Raw genomic sequence first — 21,113 nt, forward strand, 5'->3', positions numbered from 1 at the left:
CGATCGAGACGGGTGCGCCGCCCCAGGAGTAGGGATGTTGGAAGCGACCGGCGGGAGCAGCCTCGGGAAGTCGCCAACGCGGCGCGCGCTGCCTGGCGTCAGCCGTTCGCGCACACAAGGGAGATCGTTTCGCGGGCATGGCGGCCGTCCTTTCCGATGCCTCGGGATTCGGACGGGCCTAGCGCACCACACCGTGCCCAGCGAAAAGCCAGCACGATCTACCACATCCTGCCCAGCAAGATCGCTGGGCAGTCAACCGAGCACAGCCGACCCGTGCAGCCGCTCCCCACCCGTCCGGCCCGCAGCCGTACGCCGGCGGCAGGATCCGATCACCATCGGACCTCTGACCTGCAACGCTGTGATTCGCGAGCATGCACAGGAGACCGCTGGGCACACCGTCAGCGGCCCTCCGTGGCAGGCTCCGCTGGCACCTGCAGAAACCGACCGGGCCTCAGAGCAGAGGTGGGATCACGCGGCCACGATCGTGGCCGCAAGGGCGACCCGGTGATCCTTCGCCCAGGGCAGCCCCAGCATTGCCCGTGGTCCGCGCAGCACCTCATCCGCGCGCTTGCCTAGGAGGCGGGCCGCCTCAGCCTCAACGGTTTTCGGGTCATAGAGATGGATCGCCCAGCCGCGGTTCCGCGCCACGTCGGCCAGCACCTGCCGGTACATGATGGCGTCGGCACGGCTCTCGTACGGGACGCGTCGTTGTACGGCGATGTCGGCCGGGAAGCCAGCCGGCCAGGTCCGCAGCGAGAGCGAGCTGATCGGTGCGGACAACACTGCGGCCAGCTCCTCGAAGGCCGCCGAAGCGGCCCGGACCACGCAGGCACGGACATCGGCCACCAGCGCCGCGAGTTCGGTGTCGCTGAGCCGCTCCCCCGACCGGTGGAGCTGGTGAGGACCGCCGGCATGGTGGATCGGCGCCACTGGCAGGCCTGGTTCGATCAGCTCGATCCGCCGGCGGTCCACGACCCGATGATCCCCCGTCGCCGTGACAGCTACGGCCCAGCCGAAATGATCAGCGGTGCCCAGACGCATGGCAGCCATGGTGCCACCATGAGCGGGAACAGCCGCAGCGACCTCGAAGACGCCAGATAGGCAGATCTGGGCTCCGGCGCGTTCGGAGTCCGACCGTTCCCCCTGAGACGCGCCGACCGGCCGACCCGGTCCGACGATCGCCCGTCTATCCATGAAACAGGGCAAGGATCACCCCGACCGTCCGCAAGGGCACGAACCCGCCCATTCCCAAGGTCCGGGTCCGGGTCCGGACCCGGACCGGGTCCGGTCGGCGATCCGACCGAGCTCCGCCCGCCAGCGGACGGAACCGACCAAGACCATCGGGAACGGCCCGCCCGGCACGACAGGTAACGCTCAGAGCCGGCAGGTTCAGCAAGGCCGGCGAGGCGAAAGCGCGGGTCGCCGCCAGCGAGGCCAGCTCGGACCAGCAGAACCCGGGCGTTCAGAACATCGCGCGCAGCCAGCGGGAGCCCACGCGGTGCCAACGCGTCGCCACTCCGCGCATCCGGCGGAATGGGCGGGCAGGTAGGTGGACGGGCGGGCATGTCGGCAGGCAGGTGGGTGGGTAGGGGGATGGGCTCGCTGCAGCCGGCGAGAACAGCGCGGACACAGGACCGGCAGATGAAGACCGGTATCGGCACAGGTAGGCAGGCCCCACGGGGACGAGACCAATTCGGGTCGGCGAGACCGGCCCGGCGCCGCTCGGTGCCGAGCCGCAGGCGGACAGGCCAGAGACCGCGGGGACGGGCAGGGACTCGGCGAGGCCCGTAGGACCTGATGAGACCAGCACGAGCCGTTGAGGCCGGTCCGACCAGCGAAGCCGCCAGAAGCAGCAAGGACGGCGAGTCACGCGACCAAGGCCCAACACACGAGCGGGGACCGGCAGAACTGGCACTATGGCGAGGCCACCGAGGCCACCGAGGCCACCGAGGCCACCGAGGCCACCGAGGCCACCGAGGGGATTGAGGGGATTGAACAGGAAGGAGCCTCCGAGCATGACGCTCGGAGGCTCCGTTGGGGGTAGCGGCTGTGTCAGTCGTCGGCGGTAAGACGCTTCCTCGCCTGGTCACGGTGGGTCAGTTCGTCGCGGATCGCGTCACAACGTTCGGTGAGTTCGCGCGCTTCCGCGTGGGCAGCGTCCCGGACTTTGATCACGGAGCGACGTGATCCGTACTTGCCGCCGTAGGTCTGTTGGGCGACGGTCGCGAACATGCCGGTGCGTCCAAGGTCATCGTCCTGGTTCGCCACGTCCATGACCTTCTGCAGGGTCGGGAACTCACGTCCGTCTCCCCACGCCGCATCGAAGATCACTTCCGACATGGCCGCGAGGAAGGTAGACGCGGCCAGATGCTTCGCCTGCTGCTCCGCCACGTCCGGCGTGGCCGCTTCTGGCTTGCCGGGACGGTAACCGTTACGCTTGGCAGCGTCCCCAACGGCCCACTGGCGGATCAGGGCACGGTCCACGAGGAACATCTCTCCGTTCCTCGGCTGGTACCGCCACTGGTCGGGTTCACGGGTGGCCACGTCGACCGAGGCGACCACACACCCACGAATGATCATTCCGAACCGGCGGGCGAAGATCAGGACTGCGTCCTGGGCGATGTCGTCGGACACATCGTCACTGCCGTAGATCCCGCGTCCGTCCCGGGCGATCGTGGCCGAGCGGTCAGCGCGCTTGCGGGACCGGGCCGAGTCCGCCTTCCAGCAGTACCGGTGCGCGTGCTCGACGATCGCGACCCAGTCCGCTTCGGTGACCCGCGCCATGTCCTCCGCCGTGACCGCCTCGGCAACAACGGAAGGAATGTCCCGAGAGAAGAACGAGGAAATGAAGGAATTCGACATGGAAGACTCCACACAAGAAGGGGGTTTAGCGCCGCACGCCGGACGCAACGCGCCGATAACCAATAATCCCTCCCACTCCAGCGGAAATCAATACCCCGAGACAGCCTTTCTTGGATTCTCCGAAGATTTCCCCGACAACGTTCCTGCAGGTCGGAGGCCCCTTTAAATCGCGACACAGAAAAAGAAAATGGAAGAGCTAACCCCGACGGTCAGCGTCAAAGAAACAACAAATACAGGGGAGGTGAAATGCGAATGATTTCGATGGATTGAGGCTGCCCAGAAAAGGGGCTCTATGGCCGGCTCGCGGGCCACTCTCCGTCACCTTCCCGCCGCCGTCCCGACTATCTCCCGGTACCCGGGGGGTACCAGTCGGGCTGTTCTTGGGCGGTGCCAGCAGGACGCCGACCTGCACGAGTCCTCGACGGCAGAGTAGCTCATCAAATGGGAGACCGGGATGCGTACCGGATGGGCTACCGGACGGGCTCTCCGATGGGCGTGTAGCGATCGGGGGTAGATGGCCACCCGTCGTGATGGTTGACCAGTAGATGGTCAACAGCCGGGATAGTTGGCCAGCCTGCGGAAGCGCCGGGAGATGCCGGTAGCAGGCCGACGAAGGAGTTGACCTCAAGCGGACTTGAACTCTTAGCCTGACCGTCGCAGGGTCGAGCGGTCTTATCGGCCCCACACCTTGTCAACGACGGCCGTTCGGCGCAGGAGCACTGAGGAGCACCGTGCCTCATCTGAGGGACATCACCGACCGAGCAGAACTTGCCGCCCTGGTCGGTCAGCTTGGGCGCTGGCTGGACACCGGCGACGACAAGGAGGGGCGCGCGATCTTCCACGAGGACGCCATCATCCACAGCGCTCGCGGCGGCGCCACGGGGATCGACGACATACTCGACTATTCGCGGCGCACCAGCGACGACAACGAGAACTCTCAGCATCTGATCACCGACGTGCTCGTCGAGCTTGACGGGGACCGCGCCACTATGACGGCGAATGAGCTTGTCGCGTACTTCCCGTCGAGACAGGTCTTTCCCCCGCTCTTGAGGCTCGTCGGCCTGCGTTTCGCGTTCCAGGCGCTCCGCGCCCAAGACGGGTGGCGGCTCACCCGCGTTGAGGTCACACCGCTCTGGCGGCAGGAGGCTTGACCGCGCTCCCGATCAGACCCGTCCGCCTGGCCGGGTTCACGGCCTCCGACGTCCGCGGGCACGCTCATGGGCCAATCGCCGCGTTGGCCAACAACGGCCGCGTCCGGCGGCGCTGGCACTGGCCAACAACCGCGGCATGCCAGCTCGGAGGAGACGGATCTACCGGCGGGCCGCCGCTGTAGTTGGTCAGGAGCTGGCGTGCCGATCCGGCCTACTTGGCGAGGTTCGCTGGTCACGGTCTCGCAGCGCTCCTGCTGCGCAGTCTGCTGGCGTGCCAGCGATCGCCAGCTGGGGCAGCGGTTGTCCGGCTGTTCCGCTGGCGCTTGCGCCCGCGGCGTCCTCGGGCTCCCAGCGCAGCAGGTCGCCCGGCTGGCAGTCGAGCACCTCGCAGAGCGCGGCGAGGGTCGCGAAGCGCACCGCCCTGGCGCGGCCGTTCTTGAGTACCGCCAGGTTGGCGGGAGTGATCCCCACGCGGTCCGCGAGCTCGCCCACGGACATCTTCCGCCTGGCCAGCATCACGTCGATGTCGACGGCGATCGGCATCAGATCACCTCGTCCAGCTCGGCCTGCAACTGCGACGCCTCGACATCACGAGCAACGGCCTGGGCAAGCAGCATCCGCAGCACGAGCACGAGGAGCGCGACCCCCAGGACGGCCAAGCCGACCCCGCCCATGATGACGGTGACGCCCGGGTCGTCCCGCTGACCCGGCGCATTGAGAACCGTGACCGCGAACCACACGAGGGCAGCCGCCACGATCGCACCGATCACGACGTCCACGTACCGGAAGGCGGCGCGGGAGAACACCGTTCCGCGCCGCACCATCGTCACCAGCCGCCCCACACAGAGCAGCACAACCTGGACCGACACCATGCCCAGGATCGTGATCACGCGCAGCGGGGTCAGCGGGAGCGACCCGTCCTCCGGGTCGCTCCCGCTGACCAACGCCCACACCATCCCCGCCTGTACGAACACGGTGCCTGCGAGCACCACCACGAGCACAGCGCGCAGCGCCCCCACCGTCAGCCGTCCCATGACCCATCCTTCCATCGATTCACGATGGGAATCTATCGAATATCGATAGGCCAGGCAAAGGCTGGGACGGAGGGCAGACGACGGTTTCGCGCCGCAGCGAGACGCCGCCACCCTGTCTCCCCGCGCTTGCGGCGGCCAGCTCTCGGCCCGGGGGAGGGAGAACGCGGCACACTCATGGCAGCGCCCGGTGGCGCGACATCCGATCAGCCGTTCGTGACCTCAGCGACCCGCACCCGGTCCGTCGTGGTGGTGGTGGTGGTGGTGTGCCGACCAGTCGATGCCGCAGAACACCTTTACCCGCGGCCGAGTTCGGCGGTGAGGAAGCGCGTGTCGAGCCAGGGCCGGGTGGTCTGTCCGGTGAACGGGTCGGTCAGGTCGCGGCCGTAACGGTCGGCGATCTCGGTGTCGTCGTCCTCGCGGACGGTCCAGCCGTTCGGGTACAGCCACTGGGCCGGGTGCGGACGGGGCTCGGTGTTGAACAGCGATCGCGCCTCGATACCGGACCGGCGGCTGAGCTGCTCCAGCGTCGCGGTGTCGGAGGCCAGACGGTCCAGGTCCGCGAAGCGGTCCAGCGCGAGGCGGCTGCCGACGGCGGACAGCTGGTGGATCTTTCGCAGCAGGTGTTCCTCGGCGGTGGCAGGAAGGTAGCCGAGCAGACCCTCCGCAACCCACACGGTCGGCACCGTCGGGAGAAACCCTGCCGCGGTGAGCGCGCCCACCCAGTCCTCGCGCAGGTCGGTGCCGACCGCGACACGCCGGCAGCCAGGCGCAGTCCGGCTGCCGCGCAGCACGTCGTTCTTGAAGGCGAGCACCCCCGGCTGGTCCAGTTCGTAGAGGGTGACGTCGGACGGCCAGGGCAGTCTGAACGCCCGCGTGTCCAGGCCCGCGGCAAGCAGAACGACCTGGCCAGCTCCGTCGCGGACCGCGTCCAGGATGACGTCGTCGTAGAACCGCGAGCGCACGCCGATGAAGCGGGAGGTATGTAGGGACAGTCTGTGCTGGTCACTCACCGGTTCACCCTCGGCGGGCCAGCGCAGTGGGAACGGAACCGGCGAGTCCACCGCGCCCAGGAACACGGCCCCGAACGGGTCGTCGATGAGCGCGTCGGGCATCGACGACTCCACGCTCCGAGATGCGGCTATACCGAGGGCCGTGATGCCGGGACCGGTGACAATGTCCCAGGTCCGCTGCTCTGCCATGCCGTGTTTCCCTTCACTGTGGGGAGCCAACAGGAGGCTGGCCGTGACCTGGGATGATCCCATCCCAGGCCTGGGACCCACCTCCACTGGCCGCCGACCACCACGGCCCCGAACTCCTTCCTGGGCGGACGCCGTCGACAGGACCAAGCGATAGCGGCCACCAGGACCCGACCCAGCAAAGGGCTTTGGTCATCCGCCCCCGGTGATCAACGCGGGAATGGAGATCACCTCGACCTGGACCGTCGAGACCGTGGTCAGGCCCTCGAACGCTCCGGTCTGACCGGCGCCGGCCCAGGTCACATTCCAGGTCACTGTGGCGGTCACGGGGAACGTCCCGCCCGGCTGATCTTCCGACACATGCTGGTAGGTGTGGCCGCAGTCCGGCGATGACGCCTTCGGATCAGCATCGGCGCGGTACGGGGTGCCCGGCCCGGCACAGCGAACCTCGGAGCCGTCACCCATCGTCCACACCACGCCGACAGGCATGGCCGTGGCGGTGACGGAGACGCCGCCGGCGGCGGCCGTCGCGGAGGCCGGATTCCAGCCGGCCGGATCCAGCCACATCCACGTCGGCAGGCGGATCAACTGCCGGCCCGTCGGACTCAGCCCAATCGCCGGCCCCCGCAGATGCAACTGGTTCCGGGCCTGCTCCGCGAGCGCCACTGGATCCGGGGCAGCATCGGCCGGCCCTCCCTGCCCATCTGCGATCCACACCGGAGGTCGATACAGCGCGTCTCGCACGCCCTGGGTCTGGCACTGGTATACGTACCAGGCCCCGGGCTGCCCGTCCGGAACGGTCGCGGCCAGCTGCACACGGAGACCTCCGGGGTGGCCCAGTGCGGTCACGATGCGTGGGCCGTCACGGTGCGGCACGGTCTGGAACAGCACCGGCTGGGTCGCGTCGGAGGGCGGCTGGAAGGCGCTGCGTACGTAGGAGCAGCGGGCGAGTTCTGATGGATCGAGCGAGGTGTCACCCGGCGGACGGGTGCGCCTACCGCCGTCTGGCGATGGAGTGCCGCGGTCGGGCGCCTGCGGCGTTTCCTGGCGGGGCGGGGCGGCGGGCTCCGCTCCCTGGCCCGCGCCAAGCTCACATCCAGGATGCGGGTTCTGCGCGCACGTCGTGAACGCGTAAGGATCCCGCGCGAGCGCCGGAACCGCGGACACGGCTACCAGAGCCAGGGATGTCGCGGCCACGGCCGCCGAACGCCATGACCTCAGCATGATCCGAGGCCTTCGACCGCGAACCGGGTGACCTTCCACGACCCGTCCTGGTGGAGACGCACCTCGGAGGTCACCGCCCGCCGACCGCCCGGTTCGTCGTCGACCAGGCTGCCGTCAGTGCGGTACTGACAGGCTGCCGGACAGCACCTGCAGGGCCGAGCCCGAGGCGTAGCGCCCCAGCTCCGGAGACTGCCAGTTCGAGGTCTGGCTGGCTTCCGCCATCGCGTTCCACAAGCTGACGTAGGCATCGATCGCTTGCCGCTCGGCGTCGGCCGCGGCCGACGCCGGTGTTGGGGATGGCGCTGGTGTGCTGGACGGCGTCGGGGGTGGAGGCGGCGCGGAATCGCCATCGGAGCCGCAGCCCGTGACGGCAGCCACCAGTGCGACGGCCGCCAAGCCACTGATTATGATCGTCCGGCCTGGTCGGTTCTGATACCGAGAGCTGTTGCGACCTTCCATCGCGTCCACCTCGCGCGGTCGTGGCGTCGGCCCGTGGCACAGCGACTGCGGACCGTCTCTACCCATACGTACCGCACGATGTCGGACTCGTCTCGTTCTAACTTTGGAGTCGGAACGGCCGGCCAGCATGATTTGACACTTTCAGCCCATTTTGACCCGATGACAGATAGACCGTACGGGCCATTCACGTAGACCAAATGAACTAGGCGACTGCTGGCACGTGGCGAACTTGGGGCGGCCCTTCGGGGAGTTAACCAGTGCAGCGGCTGCGAGAAGCGGAGCGGGCTGGGACCAAGGCCGCCGTACCGGGAAGCAGCCTCCGGACCCGAGGGCGAAGTTGAACCGGCACGACGGCCGCATCGTGCACGCACCGAGCCGGGTGTCGGCTGGGCTCGTTAAGTCTCGGAATGCCGCCTCGATGCTGTCGGATGCGACGACCGCAGGAGGAGACGGGCCCTCCGACTGCGTCTCATTGTCCAGGAAAATGCTAGCTCGACCGTTTCCTGATGGCCAGGATCACGCGCCGGCATCCATGACGGCAATCCGACACGCCGAAAACCATGGATTCGGGCCGACATACACTCCCGATCAGCCGCTTGCGCCACCAGATCATCGACAGCACCCCGATCGAATGAGCCTAGTGCGCCATCAAGATAAGCAATGTCAAATCATTTTAATGATCAATCTTTAGTGGTTCCTAAAGAGGAAGGGATGTAGTTGAGAACATATTCAGTAGGATCAGGCCACCCTAGGCCGACAACCCACGCCGCCCTTATCGCAGTCTTGGTCATGGGACTGACGGCTGTCACCCTCTTCGTGACCCCCGGTGTCGCGAGGGCCGACGAGGAAACTGTCTGCGGCTACCGGACCTACGATCCCGATCGGGATGGTCTCAACCTCGGCAGCTTTCTCGGCGACGGCCAGGGACGCGTCAACGATAAAATTCGACGGTTCTTCGGGTGGGACGACTGGACTTGCGCTCCGCTCAGGGATGCAGCCGAGATAGGTGCCGCGCAGATCGTCGGAAATCCCTACACAAAGATCATAAAATTCCGCGTTAAACTTCCCCGAGAAGTACAGTTCTTCCTTTTCGTAAGGAAGGTTGTGGAGCACAGCGGCCAGGCCGAACCATCTCCCGCTGAGCTTCCCGCAGTCGGACCTTCCGTCATCCAGGCGCCAGTATCGTGGACCGGCGGCGCCGGCCTGTGGCTGAACAGCGGACCTGGGAGCGGAAAACTCCTAGTTGTGATACCCGAGCAGACGATGCTGACCATCGGTTGCCAGGTACGCGGTCCAGCGGTTACCGGCCCGTACGGTAGAACTGATCTATGGGACTACGTCACCACCCCTGACGGCCACCAAGGCTTCGCAAGCGATGCATTCATCTTCACGAATACCTCCGATCAGGTAGCGCCAGCTTGCTAAGCCTGACGGCGAGCGGTGGGGCCGGGGCCGATCGGGCCAGGAGGCTAGGGAACAGCGGACTCTAGCTCCGATCCTGTTCGCGCCCCGGATTCACCAGCAGCGACTGCGTGCTGGACCTCCCCGCGTCCAGCCTGAATTCGATACGTAAACCGTCGCCGCCGACCTCAATCAGCTGCTTGGCCAACCAGCCCAGTCACCTCATCATCGGCGTCAGAACAGACGCGTAGCCCATCGAGGTCCCCAGCCCCCGCCGACAGCTCAGCCAGTTGCCCTGGCCGAAGCGGCACCATGTCAGCTGAAGGCCGGGGATGACGCGTCCGCACAGGCGGGATCGCAGCCACTCACTCTATCTGCAAGCCGCAGGCGCAAGTGGCCGACACTACTGCTCCGCATCGAGTCGATCACCAGCCTGTCTGCGGGCCGGAGGCAGGCGCGGTCGTGGACGTCGAGCAGGCTGTGCACGTCTGTCCCGTAGGTGGCTGCGAGCAGCGCGAGAACCTGCGGGGTGAGCCGCCGCCGTTCGGCCGGGTGGGGCCAGTGCTCCAGCTCACAGAGGTGGGGACCGGTCATAGTCGCTCTGCCGTCGGTATCGATGTCCAGGATGGCCGCGTGATCGTTGATGTGCTCCGCAGCGCGGAGGAGCGTCCATCCGTGGGCGTGGCGGAACGCTGCGCGGGGACGGAAGCGGTAGCGGCGGATGAACTCTCCCGCGATCTCCGCGGATGTTGACCCCGCGTCCAGCATGCGATCGCGTAGATCCTTCTGTTCCGCCTTCAGGCTGGCTTTCCTCATGGCCGCCCTCCCGGTCAGGTCCTGACACTGATGCGGTGCGCGACAGATTCGGGTGGACGGGGGCGGTGCCAGCGGTCCAGTCCGCGCAGCGCATCGGCGACCCGCCGCAGGGTTTCCGGGTCGGTGCGGTAGGCGATCGGCTCCGTGGGCTCCGGCCCGACGGTCGGTGTTCGGGTCGGCATCGCTGTAACCATGGCCGCTGGCTCCGGCACCAGGCCGCTAGAGATCTCCGCCCACACGACCTTGCCCTGGGTCTTGGCGCGGTACCACGACCATCGGCTGCTCAGCGCGCCGACCATGAGCAGGCCCCGGCCGTCCTCGCTGTCGGTGTCCGGGTCGGTGATGCGGGGGCCGGCGTCGTTGCTGTCCCACACCTCGATCAGGATGCTTCCGCTGGTCGCGGTGAGCCGTATGGCCATGACGTCGTCCGGGTGGCTCGCCTTCGCGGCGTTCGAGGCCAGCTCGCAGACGACGACCTCAGCGACGCTGACGGCGTCCGGGTCCACGGACCACGTGGTGAGCATGTGCACGGTGCTCCTGCGCACCCTGGGGACAGCGGCGGTCGTGGACGGGAAGTGCGCCACCGCCACCCGGATCGCGGAGGAGGCGCCCCCGGTCATGCCGATCCCCGCGCAGCACTGCGCGTGCGGCGACTGGTGATCGTGGCGCTCATCCGCGTGTGGGTCGCGCGGGCAGGCAATGCGACGAGTCCCCCACGCCCTGGGCCAGGCTGGACAGGTCGCAGCCCGGGAGAACGGCGAACTCTACCCACGCGACCAGCTCGCAGCGCGCCTGCGACAGACGGCGGCTGACCTTCGCCACCCGGTCATCCACGGTCAGGGGAAGGCGGGTCAGCGCCTGCCGCAGGCGCCGGTGCGCCCACTCGTGGGCGGTGTCAAAGTTGCCGAACGCGCCCAGCGGCCGTCCCTCCGCGTCCCACACCACGTACCGGTGTTCCTCCATGGCCCTGCCCCCTTGCCGACCGGAAACGATCTCCTGGCGTGCCCTTCGTTCCGCACCCCAGCGCCGTCATGGGCGGCGCTGGGGTACTGGCAGAATGCACCCGCGGAACTCTCATACGCAAGTACGTATGGCAGATACGTGAGTCAGCGTTGATCGGCCCGAGACAGGGGCTGGCAGACTGCTACCGGGAGAAGGGAGGGCGATGCCGAGCACACCAGGCCCTACCGTGCGGCGCCGGCGCCTGGGCGCGGAGCTGCGCCGCCTACGGGAGGCCAAGGAACTGACCGTCGACCAGGCCGGGGAACACATCCACCGCAGCGGGCCGACGATCAGCCGGATGGAGACCGGCCAGTTCCGGTTCGTCCTACGTAACGTCTCGGACCTGCTCGACCTCTACGGCGTCACCGACGCCGAGCAGCGCCAAGCCCTGCTGGCGCTGGTGAAAGAGAACCGCAGGCCCGCCTGGTGGCACTCCTACGGCGATCTCGTACCCCGCTGGTTCCAGGTCTACATCGGCCTGGAAGCCGAGGCCTCCACGATCACGACCTTCGAGAGCCTGCTCGTCCCCGGCCTGCTCCAGACCGAGGACTACGCCCGCGCGGTCATCCGCGCCGCCTCACCGGAGCTGCCCGCCCACGAGGTCGACCGGGCCGTGGAAGTCCGGATGAACCGGCAGAAGATCCTCACCGGAGACCAGCCCGTGCAGCTGTGGGCGATCCTCGACGAGGCCGTGATCCGCCGGCACGTCGGAAGCCCCACCGTCATGACCCGGCAGCTGGACCGGCTGATCGAGGCGGCGGAGCAACCCGCGGTGACGATCCAGGTCGTGCCGTTCACCGCGGGCGCCCACGCCGGCATGATCGCAAGCTTCACGATCCTGGGCTTCCCTGACACCGGCGGAGCTTCCGAGACGGTCTACATCGAAGCTCCCACGGGCAGCCTCTACCTGGAGAAACAGGCCGAGGTCCGACGCTACGAAGCCTGGATGAACCAGCTCCGCAGCTCCGCCCTCGCACCCACCCCCAACACCCTCTCGATCATCAAAGCGGCACGTGAGGACCTACAGCGATGACCACCCACGGTGCGGACGCCCCACTGAACTGGCGCAAGAGCAGCTACTCCGGCGGCACCGGCGGCAACTGCGTCGAGGTCGCCACTCTCCCCGACGGCGGCCGAGCCGTCCGCGACTCCAAGAACCCAGACGGACCGGCCCTGCACTTCACACCCGCCGAATGGGCCGCCTTCCTCGCCGGCGCACAGGACGGCGAGTTCGACCAATAGCGCAGACGCAGTTGTGTTCCTGGGCTCCGAACGCCTGCGCGGGTCCCTCGATCGTGTCGTGGGGACGGAGTCGAGGCCCCGCTGCCCCAGGGGGTGGGGCCGGCCAAGGGTCGCTCATAGACCATTGGCTGACCTCGACGTTTACCTCTCGCCGGGCGTCTCCGGGTCGATCCAACGATAGATCCGACTGGCTGTTCAGCGCGCTGGCGAAATCGGGAAGGAAGGCATCGGGCCGGTCAGTGGCCAGCCGCCAGCGGATTGCTACGGCTTCCTCGATCGCGACCACCGCGTCCTTCCGCCGGACTACCGGACCGAGCCAAGGGTCGCTCATCACCACAGGCCGAGCTGGACAGTTCCGAATAGCAATCAAGGAGAGATCGTGATCGCGTCACGATTGATCGTTTTTGACCTTCGACAGGGCGCCTCGTTCATGATCGATAGTCTTTGCTTCGGCGTGTCGGCCCGTCGCGCGGAGTAGGTCCGCCAGGTTATTCAGCGCCGTGGCGAGGTTGGGGAGGAAGGCGTCGGGTCGGTCAGCCGCCAGCCGGCGGTAGGCAACAACAGCTTCCTGGATAGTGGCTAGAGCTTCCTCGGGCCGTCCCAGATCCCCCAGATCGATGGTCAGGTTATTTAGCGAGCCGGCAAGATTCGCGAGGAACGTGTCAGGCCGGTCAGCGGCGAGTCGCCGGTAGGTAGCGACGGCATCTTGGATTGCAGCCAATGCGTCTTCCCTGCGCCTTAGGTCCCCCAGCCGTATCGCCAGGTTATTCAGTGAGATTGCTAGGTCGGGGAGGAAGGTGTCGGGTCGGTCGGCGGCAAGCCGACGGCGGATCGCCACGGCTTCCTCGATCGCAGCCAGCGCTTCGTCATGGCGACCCAGATCTCCCAGGGCTGCCGCTAGGTTGTTTAGCGAGGTGGCGAGGTTGGGGAGGAAGATGTCGGGTCGGTCGGCGGCAAGCCGACGGCGGATCGCCACGGCTTCCTCGATCGCAGCCAGGCCTTCTTCTCTGCGCCTTAGATTCCCTAGTTGGACCGCCAGGTTGTTCAACACGGCGGCAAGGTCGGGAAGGAAAGCGATGGGTCTGTCGGCGACGAGCCGCCGGTAGGTAGCGACAGCTTCCTCATTGATGGCTAGGGCGACTTCCGGCTCTCGTAGGTCCCCCAGCCGGTTCGCCAGGTTACTCAGTGAGACTGCTAGGTCGGGGAGGAAGGTGTCGGGTCGGTCGGCGGCAAGCCGACGGCGGATCGCCACGGCTTCCTCGACCGCAGCCAGCGCTTCCTCGGACCGCCCCAGATCGGCCAGCCGGACCGACAGGTCGTTCAACGCGGCGGCAAGGTTCGGGTGGTGGGGTGCACCGTGGCGTGTCCGGGTGGTGTGGACGTGTTGCAGGGTCGCAGCGAGGTCGAGCAGACGCAGGCTATACCGCGGAAGACTGTCAATCATGGCGGTGAGAGTGGGCTGGTCGAGGCGGGGTGCGATGGTGGTTAGGGCGTCGGCGGTAGGCCGGTGGTCCGCTGCTTCGATCGCGACCCGGAGTGCGATCGGGGCGCGGGTGGTCGGGTCGCCAGTGAGCAGGGTGGCTAGAAGGGCGGTGAGTTCGGGGTGCGCGGGTGCGGCACGGTTCAGGACGGTCAGCGCCTGGTAGATCTGTGTGGTTGATGCGCCGACGATGGTCTGTTCGGCAAATTTGGGATCACCGGTGTGGCTGGAGAGGTGACAGGCGAGGAAGTGTTCCGCAAGCCGGTCGGGGCTGATCCCGCCCCAGAGTTGCCCGGCCTGGTCAGACGATGGTGGGTAGAGCCCTGCGAGCCAGCGTGCCGCCCTGATCCGCTGGTCGTGGGAGCCACCGTCATCCCCAGCAAAGCTCGGGACGCGGGCGAGTATCGCGGTGGCCTCGGCCAGATTGGTGGCGCCGCAGAGGGTCGCCGCGGCGATGGCCTGTTCCAGGCTCTCGGCGGATCGATGGATGCCGCGGGTGTGGGCGGTGTCGGTCCAGTACCGCTTCTCGTGACGGAGCAGCCGGTCCGCGACTTGTGCTGGTGATCGGTCCGTGCTGGTGCCGGGTTGGTCGAGTATGGCGGTGAGGGCGGCCATGTGTATGGCCAGGATCAAGCTGTATCCAGGGTCGGACAGGCCCGGTATCCCGCTCTCAACCTGCCGGGCGCGTTCGGTCCAGTCCACGGCGGGATCGAGGTCGGTGAGCCGGCGACCGAACGTGCTGGCAGCGTCGGTGTAAAGGCTCGTCCGGTCAGGTCCGGTGATTTCCACCGCCGGCAGGGGGATGATCTGCCCATCGTCGGCGAGGGCGTGGCGGAGAGAGAGGTCGTCCCACCAGTCCCCACCTCCGCGGGCGACCAGCACCAGCCGCACTGGAACGCGACTTGACCGCGCTTCCAAGGTGCTGAGAATGGCGCTGGTGAGATCTTGGCGGGTTTCGGCATAGTCCACGACCAGTAGCACCGGCCGTGTCTGCGTGGCGAGGCGCCCGACCTGGCCAGCGCTGTCGGGGCGGGCGAGTCCGGCGAGCCATCCATGGGCGCGCATGCGGGCGGTGAGTGCGCGGGCGAAGCGAGTTTTGCCCTGCCCTCCCGGTCCGACCAGCAGCCGTACCGCGCTGTCAAAGTCGCTGGTGCACCAGTCTGTGAACTCGGTGAGGAGGGTTTCGCGGCCGTGTAGGTCGATGATCTCAGCGTCGGCGCGGAGCAACTGTGCCGGTGTCCGGGGCACCGTGGCCGTCGGCGGAGTGAGTAGTCCGGCGAGTTCCACCGATTCCCAGTCGACTCGTCCGCCGTCGGCGCGGATCAGGTCCCGGAACACGGGATCGTCCAACAGCCGGCGGATCGGTACCGCGGTCAGCCGGCCCTCACTGAACCCGGGGGTGTCGACGACGATCACGGCGGATGCGAGCCATACCGGTGCAGATCCGGTGGGGTCGGCGCAGGAGTAGAGCACCGCCCCGGACATCCCTGACCACGGCAACGGTTCCTTCTCCGCGACCGGTGCCAGCGGCGGAGGATCATCGATGTTGATGTCATAGCGACCGGTCACCAGCCCACCCAACGGGTTCACATGACCGAGGAGGTGGTTCGTTTCTCGCACCATGTTTGCGCCGCGCAGCACCCGGGGGAACCCAACCGCCTCACAGACAATCCCGGCAGTGCGTCCGGTGAGCACACCCCACCGCAACTGATCCACCTTCGGTGGCTTCCACCCGGGGTCGTCGATCTCGATCAGGGCCGCGTCCACCCGGTCCTTGTGAGGTCCAGCCCAGTGCGCTGGCCACACCACCCGCCCGGACGTCACCGTCCGCCCGTCCTCGCCGATTCCGACGGTCAACCCGATCTGTCCTGGCGATGCTGGCGCGTCGGGGAACACGACATGCGCGGCAGTCAGGACCAGCCGGCCAGTGACCAGCAGACCCGACCCCACCGATGTCCTACCGTTCGCCCTAGGCGTGCGGATCTCGGCTACCTGCCCCGGTGGGAACCCCACGGTCTTCGGGCTATTCGTCGTCGGCGATCAACGACGATTGGCCGGTCGCCGGGTCTACCGGTTGCAAGCGGATCGTGAGCCGGTGGGTGGAGGTGGAGGAGCGTTCACCGGACGCGCCGATCGACACCACCCCGATCCGCACCCCACCATCCGCCTTGACACCGGTACGAACCTCGACATTCAGTTCCAGCTCGACCGGTTCCACCGTGAACCGGACCGGGGCACCAGCCCCCGCGACCATCGCCGCGGTCAACTCCGCCCGCACCGCGCCGATCGCGTCCGCCAACCCCACCCACGGCCCATCCACCATCGGATCCCCCGATCACCGACACCTACCGGATGGTGCACACAGTAACCGGAACCTCGCATCCCCGCCCCACGCCAGGGGCGACCACCCCGAAGAGGGAAAGCTCGACCCGGAACGCAGATCGATCAAGTGAAGGACCAGGTCAGCGACTGAGGAGTACGCGGGGCCGTCCTCGGGGTCGAAGGTGGGGCGTCTAGGAGTTCTGCGTAGCACGCAGTGCATATTGCACCGGTACGGGTTGGCCAGTGAGGATCAGCTGCCAGCGGCCGTCCTGCCCGCACCTCATCTGGTCTGCGCGTCCTTCAGGGCCGTCGGAGTCGAGGTATTCGGTAAGCGCGTCCACGTGCAGTCCAGCGGCAGCCGCCGCGGTCACGATCTCGCCCAGGCCGTGGGGATACTGCACGGTCTCCGTGGTCGTCAGCTGGGTGGCACTGCTCGCGTAGAAGCTGGCGGATCGGATGTGGTGAGCGGTGCTGCCCTGGTACGGGAAATCGAACCTGACAGGGTCGACCGAGTCGATCATCTGTGTGAGCGGGTGTCCGTCCACCAGCACCAAGACGCCGCCGGGACGCAGCGCCGTGGCCGCTGCGGTCATCCACGCTGTTACGTCGGCGATCCAGGACAGCACGCCGTAGGAAGCGAAGACGACGTCGAACGCGCCGGCCAGGTCCGCCGGCAGCTGCTGCGCGTCCGCCCGGACGAACCGCGCGTCAATCCCCACGGCGGTGGCGAGCACGCGGGCTCGTTCCACCGCGACGGGCGAGAAGTCCAGGCCGGTGACGCGTGCGCCGAGTCGAGCCCACGACAGCGTCCCCAACCCGAAATGGCACTGCATGTGCAGGAGGTCGACACCCGACACAGACCCGACGGCTGCGGCCATCTCCTCTCGCTCCCGCGCGCTCAGCATGAGCTGCCCGGCGAGAAAACCCTCGACGTCGTAGTAGTCGTCCTGCCCGTGCAGGCGCGCCAGCTCATCCCAGCGCGCCCGGTTCAACTCCGTCGCGTCATCCACGAAGCGGACAGCGTAGTGCGGCACATGCCATACGTCCGGGATGCGGGCCCGCGCCACCGCACCCGAGCCAGCGGGAGCGGGCCGCGCCACGGAGCGTGACCACCGACCGCGACCGCCCAAATGCATCCGACCATCGGGCACTGGCCGCAAGCTCATGTCACTTTGACCTGGGAATGCTGTAGTGAGCACGCTCCGGCGCACCGCATGCCCTAACGTGACAGATCCATACCGTAGGATCGCTTCTGGTGGCTGATCGCGGCGGGCGACGGCCTCATTTTCCCAGTCCAGAGGGTTGGGTGAGCCGGCAGTGGCCCGTGTCAGTCAGCGCGCTGAGCAGCGGCAGCTTCGTGGTCGGATGCGCGAGTTCGGTATGAGCCATGACGAGATCGCCGGTGAGTTCGGACGGCGGTTTCGCTTCCGGCCCCGGGCCGCGTTCCGGCACGCGTTCGGGTGGACGCTCCAGGAGGCTGCCGACGCGATCAATGCTCAGGCGGCGAGCCTCGGGCTCGATCCGGACGGCCGGGCGAGCATGACAGGGCCGCGATTGTCGGAGCTTGAGTCCTGGCCGGCTTCGGGCGCGCGGCGACCCACCCCGCAGATCCTCGCTCTGCTCGCGCACGTGTATGGCACGGGCATCCATCATCTTCTCGACCTTGAAGACCGCGAGCACCTGGCACCCGCGGACCTTCTTCTCCTCGACAGCTGCGTGCGCGAGGTCAGCGCGGCGCGCGGCCGGCCGCCGGCCACGTCAGCCGGCGCCGTTCGTGGTCGCGACACTCCTCGATGGCCCGGGGCTGCGGGCGGGCTGCCGCAGCCTGCGCTTCTGCCGGCATTCGTGGACAATGAGCCAATATCCAGGCCTCCTGCCGTGCGTTCGCGGACGCCGGTGCCTGTCGGAGTCGAGGGAGAGGGGTCACCGACGAAGCGTCGCGAGGTTCTCGCCGCGGCGGGCGCGTCTGCCGTCGCGGCCCTGCTCGCCCAGTCGGCGGTGGAGTCGGCGATGTTCGGACAGCGCTGGGAGGAGTCCGATCTCGGCTCGACGACGCTGGAGCACCTTGATCTGGAGGTGCAGCGGTTCGGCCTGTCCTACTTGCATACGCCGCCCGAGCAGCTGTTCGTCCAGGTCCGCGAATGCCGGCAGTGGGTCTCCGCGATGGTGGCAGGACGCCAGACGCTGAGCCAGCGGCAGCGCCTGTGCGTCGTCGGTGGATGGCTGTCGGGGCTGATGGGACATCTGGCGCTCGATCTCGGTGACAGCGCCGTGGCTCACGCGCACTGCCTTACGGCGTGGCAGCTCGCCATGGAGTCCGGCGACGCCCGGCTGGGCGGGTGGGTCCGAGGAACCCAGGCGATGATCGCCTTCTACACCGGCGACGCAGCGGACGCGTTGCGTTACGCCCTGGCTGGCCTGGACGTCGCCCCGCGGAACTCCTTCCTCCAGACTCGACTTCTCGCGCAGCAGGGACGGGCCCATGCGCGCCTGGGCGATGCCGACGGTGTCAGCGTCGCGTTCGCCCGTGCGGAGGACTCCTTCGAGTCGGTGACGGAGAAGGCGTCGCACAGCATCTTCTCCTTCGACTACCCCTACCTGCCGTTCTACGCCGGCACGGCCTACACAGCGCTCTCCAGGCCCGAGAAGGCGCGGACCTTCGCCCAGCAGGCGGTGACGTTGTGCGACGCGGCGGCGGCGAACTGGCCGGTCGCGCGGGCCCTGGCCCGGGTCGACCTCGCGCTCGCCGCGGTGCGACAGAAGGAACCAGACAGGGCGTGCGCCGTTACCGTCGAGGCGCTGGAGATCTGCGCGACCGAGCGCCCGGTGGATCTGATCGTTCGCCGCACCGGTGAGGTCATGCGGGAGCTGCGTCCCTACCAGGAGCTGTCGGCCGTCCGCGACCTGTACGAGCGCCAGACGAACCTGTCCCGCACGGTCCGAGGCGTGCAGCGGACCCCTTCCAACCCCGGCGCCGGTTCAGCGGCACATGATCGACAGGCGGACATCCTCTAGTGGATCTTCATCTGAACGGTAAGGTCGCGCTCGTCACCGGCGGTTCCCGCGGCATCGGCCGGGCGATCGCGTCCCGCCTTGCGGCCGAGGGCTGCCGGGTCGGGATCTGCGGACGCGACTCCGATGCCTTGGCCCAGGCCGCAGCGAGCCTCGACCTGGCCGATTCGGACGTCTTCAGCCTGACGGCCGACGTGACCAGGCCTGGCGACGTCGAACGGTTCGTCGAGGAAGCGGCCGATCGCTTCGGAGGCGTCGACCTGTTGGTCGCGAACGTCGGTGGCACCGTCGGAGGGGACCTTCTCGACTCGACCCCTGAAGACTGGGCGCAGACGTTCGACCTCAACGCCGGCCACGCCGTCCGAGCCATCCGCACGGCCGTCCCGCACATGAAGAAGAACGGCGGCGGATCGGTCGTCATCGTCTCGTCGATCTCGGGCTCGAAGCCGTCGCCCCGAGCGCAGTACGGGGCGGCCAAGGCCGCGGAGATCTACCTGGCCTCAGCCTTCGCCCGGGAGCTGGGGCCGTTCAACGTGCGGGTCAACGCGGTGAGCCCAGGGTCGATCCTCTTCCCCGGGGGCGGCTGGGAGAACTACGCCCGCCAGCATCCGGAGGACTTCGAGACCTTCGTGCAGCGGGACTTCCCCGCGCACCGGCTGGGCACCGCCGAGGAAGTCGCGGACGTGGTGACCTTCCTGCTGTCCGACCGGGCCAGCTGGGTGAACGGAGCCGACATCGCCGTCGACGGCGCTCAAGGCCGGCCGAGTGCCCGCGGGTACTGACCGAGATCACCGTCACTGAGGGTGTATCGACGTAACGATCGTAGTTTCGGCGGTGCGGGCGGAGCTGAGAACGGACTCCAGCAGCGGTTCAGGCAGGGTTCCCGCTTTCAGGCCGGAGACCTTGAGAAGGTCGGCGAGCGCCTCGTCCTGCGCGGCGGTCAGTTCGATCACCTGGGTGGGGCGAAGTCGGAGCACGTCCCGTGCCGCGTATCCGTCCTCGGTTTCGATCACCTCGTTAACGGCCTGGGCGAGGACGCGGGCGGCGGCGTCCGGGTCGGTGGCGGCGGCGAGAGCGGCCACGGTCATGCCGAGATGGGCGCGGAAGACCGCGTAGCCAGGAGTCGGGCGTTGTCCCAGGAAGTGCCCGATCATGGTGGTGACGCTCCGTACTGTGGGTGTGCCCTCGGCGCAGATCACTTCCAGGCAGGAGGCGACCTGGAGCTCCCACGGGTACGTCGGCGTGCCCTCCGCCAAGGTCGTGCGGGCCTTGGCTGACGTCCCGTTCAAGCAGTGAGCGAGGATCTTCGCCTGGCGTCCTTCCAGGAGATGCAGTCCGATCCCTCGGTGCGTTCCCGCATGGGTGACCGCGTCGCCCCAGCGGCCGGCGAGTGCCAGGGCTCGGACGCCGTCCCCGACGAGGTGCAGCCACACCCATTCGCGCAGCTTGTGGCGCTCGTCGCGGGTGCCGGTGAGGTCGGCCAGCGGGAGGGCCTGGCCGTCGACGATCAGGTCAGTGTTCGACGAGACGGCCTGGAACATCGAGGTGAGAAGCCCGAGCGCCTGCTCCCCGTCGCTGGCGCGGATCTGGAGCCGGGCGAGGTTGAGGGCCGGTTCGAGCATGTATCTGGCCTGGTGGATGGTGAGCGGGCGCGGGGCGGCGCGGTAGATGTTGATGTGCTGCCAGCACAGATCACGAGCGAGGGGCGTCAGGCCACAGTCGCTGGCGAGCAGCGCCGCCTTGTTCAGAGCATGCGCTCCTTCGGCCAGTCCGTCCGCGCCGTCCCGGGCCGCTGCTTGGGCGATCTCTGCGATCTCCGCAACTCGATCAGACAGAGGCGGACAAGCAAGGCGGGGACGGCCGATCAAGGGGAAGAAGCAGGCTACAGCCAATGCTGCGGGATTCATGATCC

21 protein-coding genes and 1 pseudogene are annotated in these 21,113 nt (G+C 67.8%); 6 read left to right on the forward strand and 16 right to left on the reverse strand.

The features are described from left to right. Positions 1 to 468 precede the first annotated feature (468 nt). Both ND747_RS00875 and ND747_RS00880 read right to left on the reverse strand, forming a co-directional pair. Positions 469 to 1,050 (reverse strand): hypothetical protein, encoded by a 582-nt coding sequence (locus ND747_RS00875; protein ID WP_251730967.1) that lies wholly within the window; start codon positions 1,048 to 1,050, stop codon positions 469 to 471. A gap of 1,002 nt (positions 1,051 to 2,052) precedes the next feature. Then, positions 2,053 to 2,862, reverse strand: coding sequence for a hypothetical protein (locus ND747_RS00880; RefSeq protein ID WP_251731066.1), 810 nt, complete (start codon positions 2,860 to 2,862; stop codon positions 2,053 to 2,055). A 731-nt stretch (positions 2,863 to 3,593) separates the two neighbouring features. Here ND747_RS00880 and ND747_RS00885 point away from each other — a divergent pair. Continuing rightward, positions 3,594 to 4,013 (forward strand): nuclear transport factor 2 family protein, encoded by a 420-nt coding sequence (locus ND747_RS00885; RefSeq protein WP_251730968.1) that lies wholly within the window; start codon positions 3,594 to 3,596, stop codon positions 4,011 to 4,013. A gap of 327 nt (positions 4,014 to 4,340) precedes the next feature. Here ND747_RS00885 and ND747_RS00890 read toward each other — a convergent pair. The 5 genes and pseudogenes from ND747_RS00890 to ND747_RS00910 form a co-directional block, all read right to left on the reverse strand. Then, positions 4,341 to 4,556: pseudogene (locus ND747_RS00890) on the reverse strand (helix-turn-helix domain-containing protein); the annotation flags it as partial. Then, positions 4,556 to 5,047, reverse strand: coding sequence for a DUF2975 domain-containing protein (locus tag ND747_RS00895; RefSeq protein ID WP_251730970.1), 492 nt, complete (start codon positions 5,045 to 5,047; stop codon positions 4,556 to 4,558). The gene ND747_RS00895 and the pseudogene ND747_RS00890, both read right to left, overlap by 1 nt. Before the next feature lie 293 nt (positions 5,048 to 5,340). Next, the gene (locus ND747_RS00900; RefSeq protein ID WP_251730971.1) at positions 5,341 to 6,246 is read right to left on the reverse strand and encodes an SAM-dependent methyltransferase; all 906 of its coding nucleotides are present in this window, start codon (positions 6,244 to 6,246) and stop codon (positions 5,341 to 5,343) included. Positions 6,247 to 6,435: 189 nt separating this feature from the next. Continuing rightward, positions 6,436 to 6,810 (reverse strand): hypothetical protein, encoded by a 375-nt coding sequence (locus ND747_RS00905; RefSeq protein ID WP_251730972.1) that lies wholly within the window; start codon positions 6,808 to 6,810, stop codon positions 6,436 to 6,438. 771 nt (positions 6,811 to 7,581) lie between these two features. Continuing rightward, positions 7,582 to 7,926 (reverse strand): hypothetical protein, encoded by a 345-nt coding sequence (locus ND747_RS00910; protein ID WP_251730973.1) that lies wholly within the window; start codon positions 7,924 to 7,926, stop codon positions 7,582 to 7,584. Positions 7,927 to 8,715: 789 nt separating this feature from the next. On the opposite strand from ND747_RS00910, the gene ND747_RS00915 reads away from it, so the two are divergent. Further along, positions 8,716 to 9,351: a hypothetical protein gene (locus ND747_RS00915; protein WP_251730974.1), complete on the forward strand. Its 636-nt coding sequence runs from the start codon at positions 8,716 to 8,718 to the stop codon at positions 9,349 to 9,351. 61 nt (positions 9,352 to 9,412) lie between these two features. Here ND747_RS00915 and ND747_RS29085 read toward each other — a convergent pair whose 3' ends face one another. The 4 genes from ND747_RS29085 to ND747_RS00930 all read right to left on the reverse strand — a co-directional run bounded on the left by ND747_RS29085 (position 9,413) and on the right by ND747_RS00930 (position 11,106). Then, complete coding sequence (locus ND747_RS29085) at positions 9,413 to 9,535, reverse strand: hypothetical protein (RefSeq protein WP_285899781.1); 123 nt, start codon at positions 9,533 to 9,535, stop codon at positions 9,413 to 9,415. 107 nt (positions 9,536 to 9,642) lie between these two features. Next, entirely contained in the window at positions 9,643 to 10,143 is a 501-nt protein-coding gene (locus ND747_RS00920) for a hypothetical protein (protein ID WP_251730975.1), read from the reverse strand. A gap of 14 nt (positions 10,144 to 10,157) precedes the next feature. Next, entirely contained in the window at positions 10,158 to 10,763 is a 606-nt protein-coding gene (locus ND747_RS00925) for an ATP-binding protein (protein WP_251730976.1), read from the reverse strand. A 49-nt stretch (positions 10,764 to 10,812) separates the two neighbouring features. Then, a complete protein-coding gene (locus ND747_RS00930; RefSeq protein ID WP_251730977.1) occupies positions 10,813 to 11,106 on the reverse strand; it encodes a hypothetical protein in 294 nt (97 codons plus the stop codon). Between the two features lie 202 nt (positions 11,107 to 11,308). Here ND747_RS00930 and ND747_RS00935 point away from each other — a divergent pair, with 202 nt between their 5' ends. Then, entirely contained in the window at positions 11,309 to 12,178 is an 870-nt protein-coding gene (locus ND747_RS00935; RefSeq protein ID WP_251730978.1) for a helix-turn-helix transcriptional regulator, read from the forward strand. Further along, positions 12,175 to 12,387 (forward strand): DUF397 domain-containing protein, encoded by a 213-nt coding sequence (locus tag ND747_RS00940; protein ID WP_251730979.1) that lies wholly within the window; start codon positions 12,175 to 12,177, stop codon positions 12,385 to 12,387. Before ND747_RS00935 ends, ND747_RS00940 begins: the two co-directional genes overlap by 4 nt. Positions 12,388 to 12,775: 388 nt before the next feature. On the opposite strand, the gene ND747_RS29610 is transcribed toward ND747_RS00940, so the two are convergent. From ND747_RS29610 to ND747_RS00960, 4 genes are all read right to left on the reverse strand, one after another. Continuing rightward, entirely contained in the window at positions 12,776 to 15,283 is a 2,508-nt protein-coding gene (locus ND747_RS29610) for a tetratricopeptide repeat protein (protein WP_251730980.1), read from the reverse strand. A gap of 607 nt (positions 15,284 to 15,890) precedes the next feature. Continuing rightward, complete coding sequence (locus tag ND747_RS00950; RefSeq protein WP_251730981.1) at positions 15,891 to 16,190, reverse strand: trypco2 family protein; 300 nt, start codon at positions 16,188 to 16,190, stop codon at positions 15,891 to 15,893. Positions 16,191 to 16,380: 190 nt separating this feature from the next. After that, a complete protein-coding gene (locus ND747_RS00955; protein ID WP_251730982.1) occupies positions 16,381 to 17,289 on the reverse strand; it encodes a class I SAM-dependent methyltransferase in 909 nt (302 codons plus the stop codon). A gap of 181 nt (positions 17,290 to 17,470) precedes the next feature. Then, entirely contained in the window at positions 17,471 to 17,869 is a 399-nt protein-coding gene (locus ND747_RS00960; RefSeq protein ID WP_251730983.1) for a hypothetical protein, read from the reverse strand. Between the two features lie 216 nt (positions 17,870 to 18,085). Between ND747_RS00960 and ND747_RS00965 the strand changes: the two genes are divergently transcribed. Both ND747_RS00965 and ND747_RS00970 read left to right on the forward strand, forming a co-directional pair. Further along, positions 18,086 to 19,204, forward strand: a complete 1,119-nt coding sequence (locus tag ND747_RS00965) for a M48 family metallopeptidase (protein ID WP_251730984.1) — start codon at positions 18,086 to 18,088, stop codon at positions 19,202 to 19,204. After that, complete coding sequence (locus tag ND747_RS00970; protein ID WP_251730986.1) at positions 19,204 to 19,983, forward strand: glucose 1-dehydrogenase; 780 nt, start codon at positions 19,204 to 19,206, stop codon at positions 19,981 to 19,983. Before ND747_RS00965 ends, ND747_RS00970 begins: the two co-directional genes overlap by 1 nt. Positions 19,984 to 19,995: 12 nt before the next feature. Here the strand turns inward: ND747_RS00970 and ND747_RS00975 are convergent, their stop codons facing one another. Beyond that, a complete protein-coding gene (locus ND747_RS00975; RefSeq protein ID WP_251730987.1) occupies positions 19,996 to 21,108 on the reverse strand; it encodes a hypothetical protein in 1,113 nt (370 codons plus the stop codon). Positions 21,109 to 21,113: the final 5 nt, after the last annotated feature.

The sequence above is a fragment of the Frankia sp. R82 genome, from assembly GCF_023716925.1.
Lineage (GTDB): Bacteria > Actinomycetota > Actinomycetes > Frankiales > Frankiaceae > Frankia.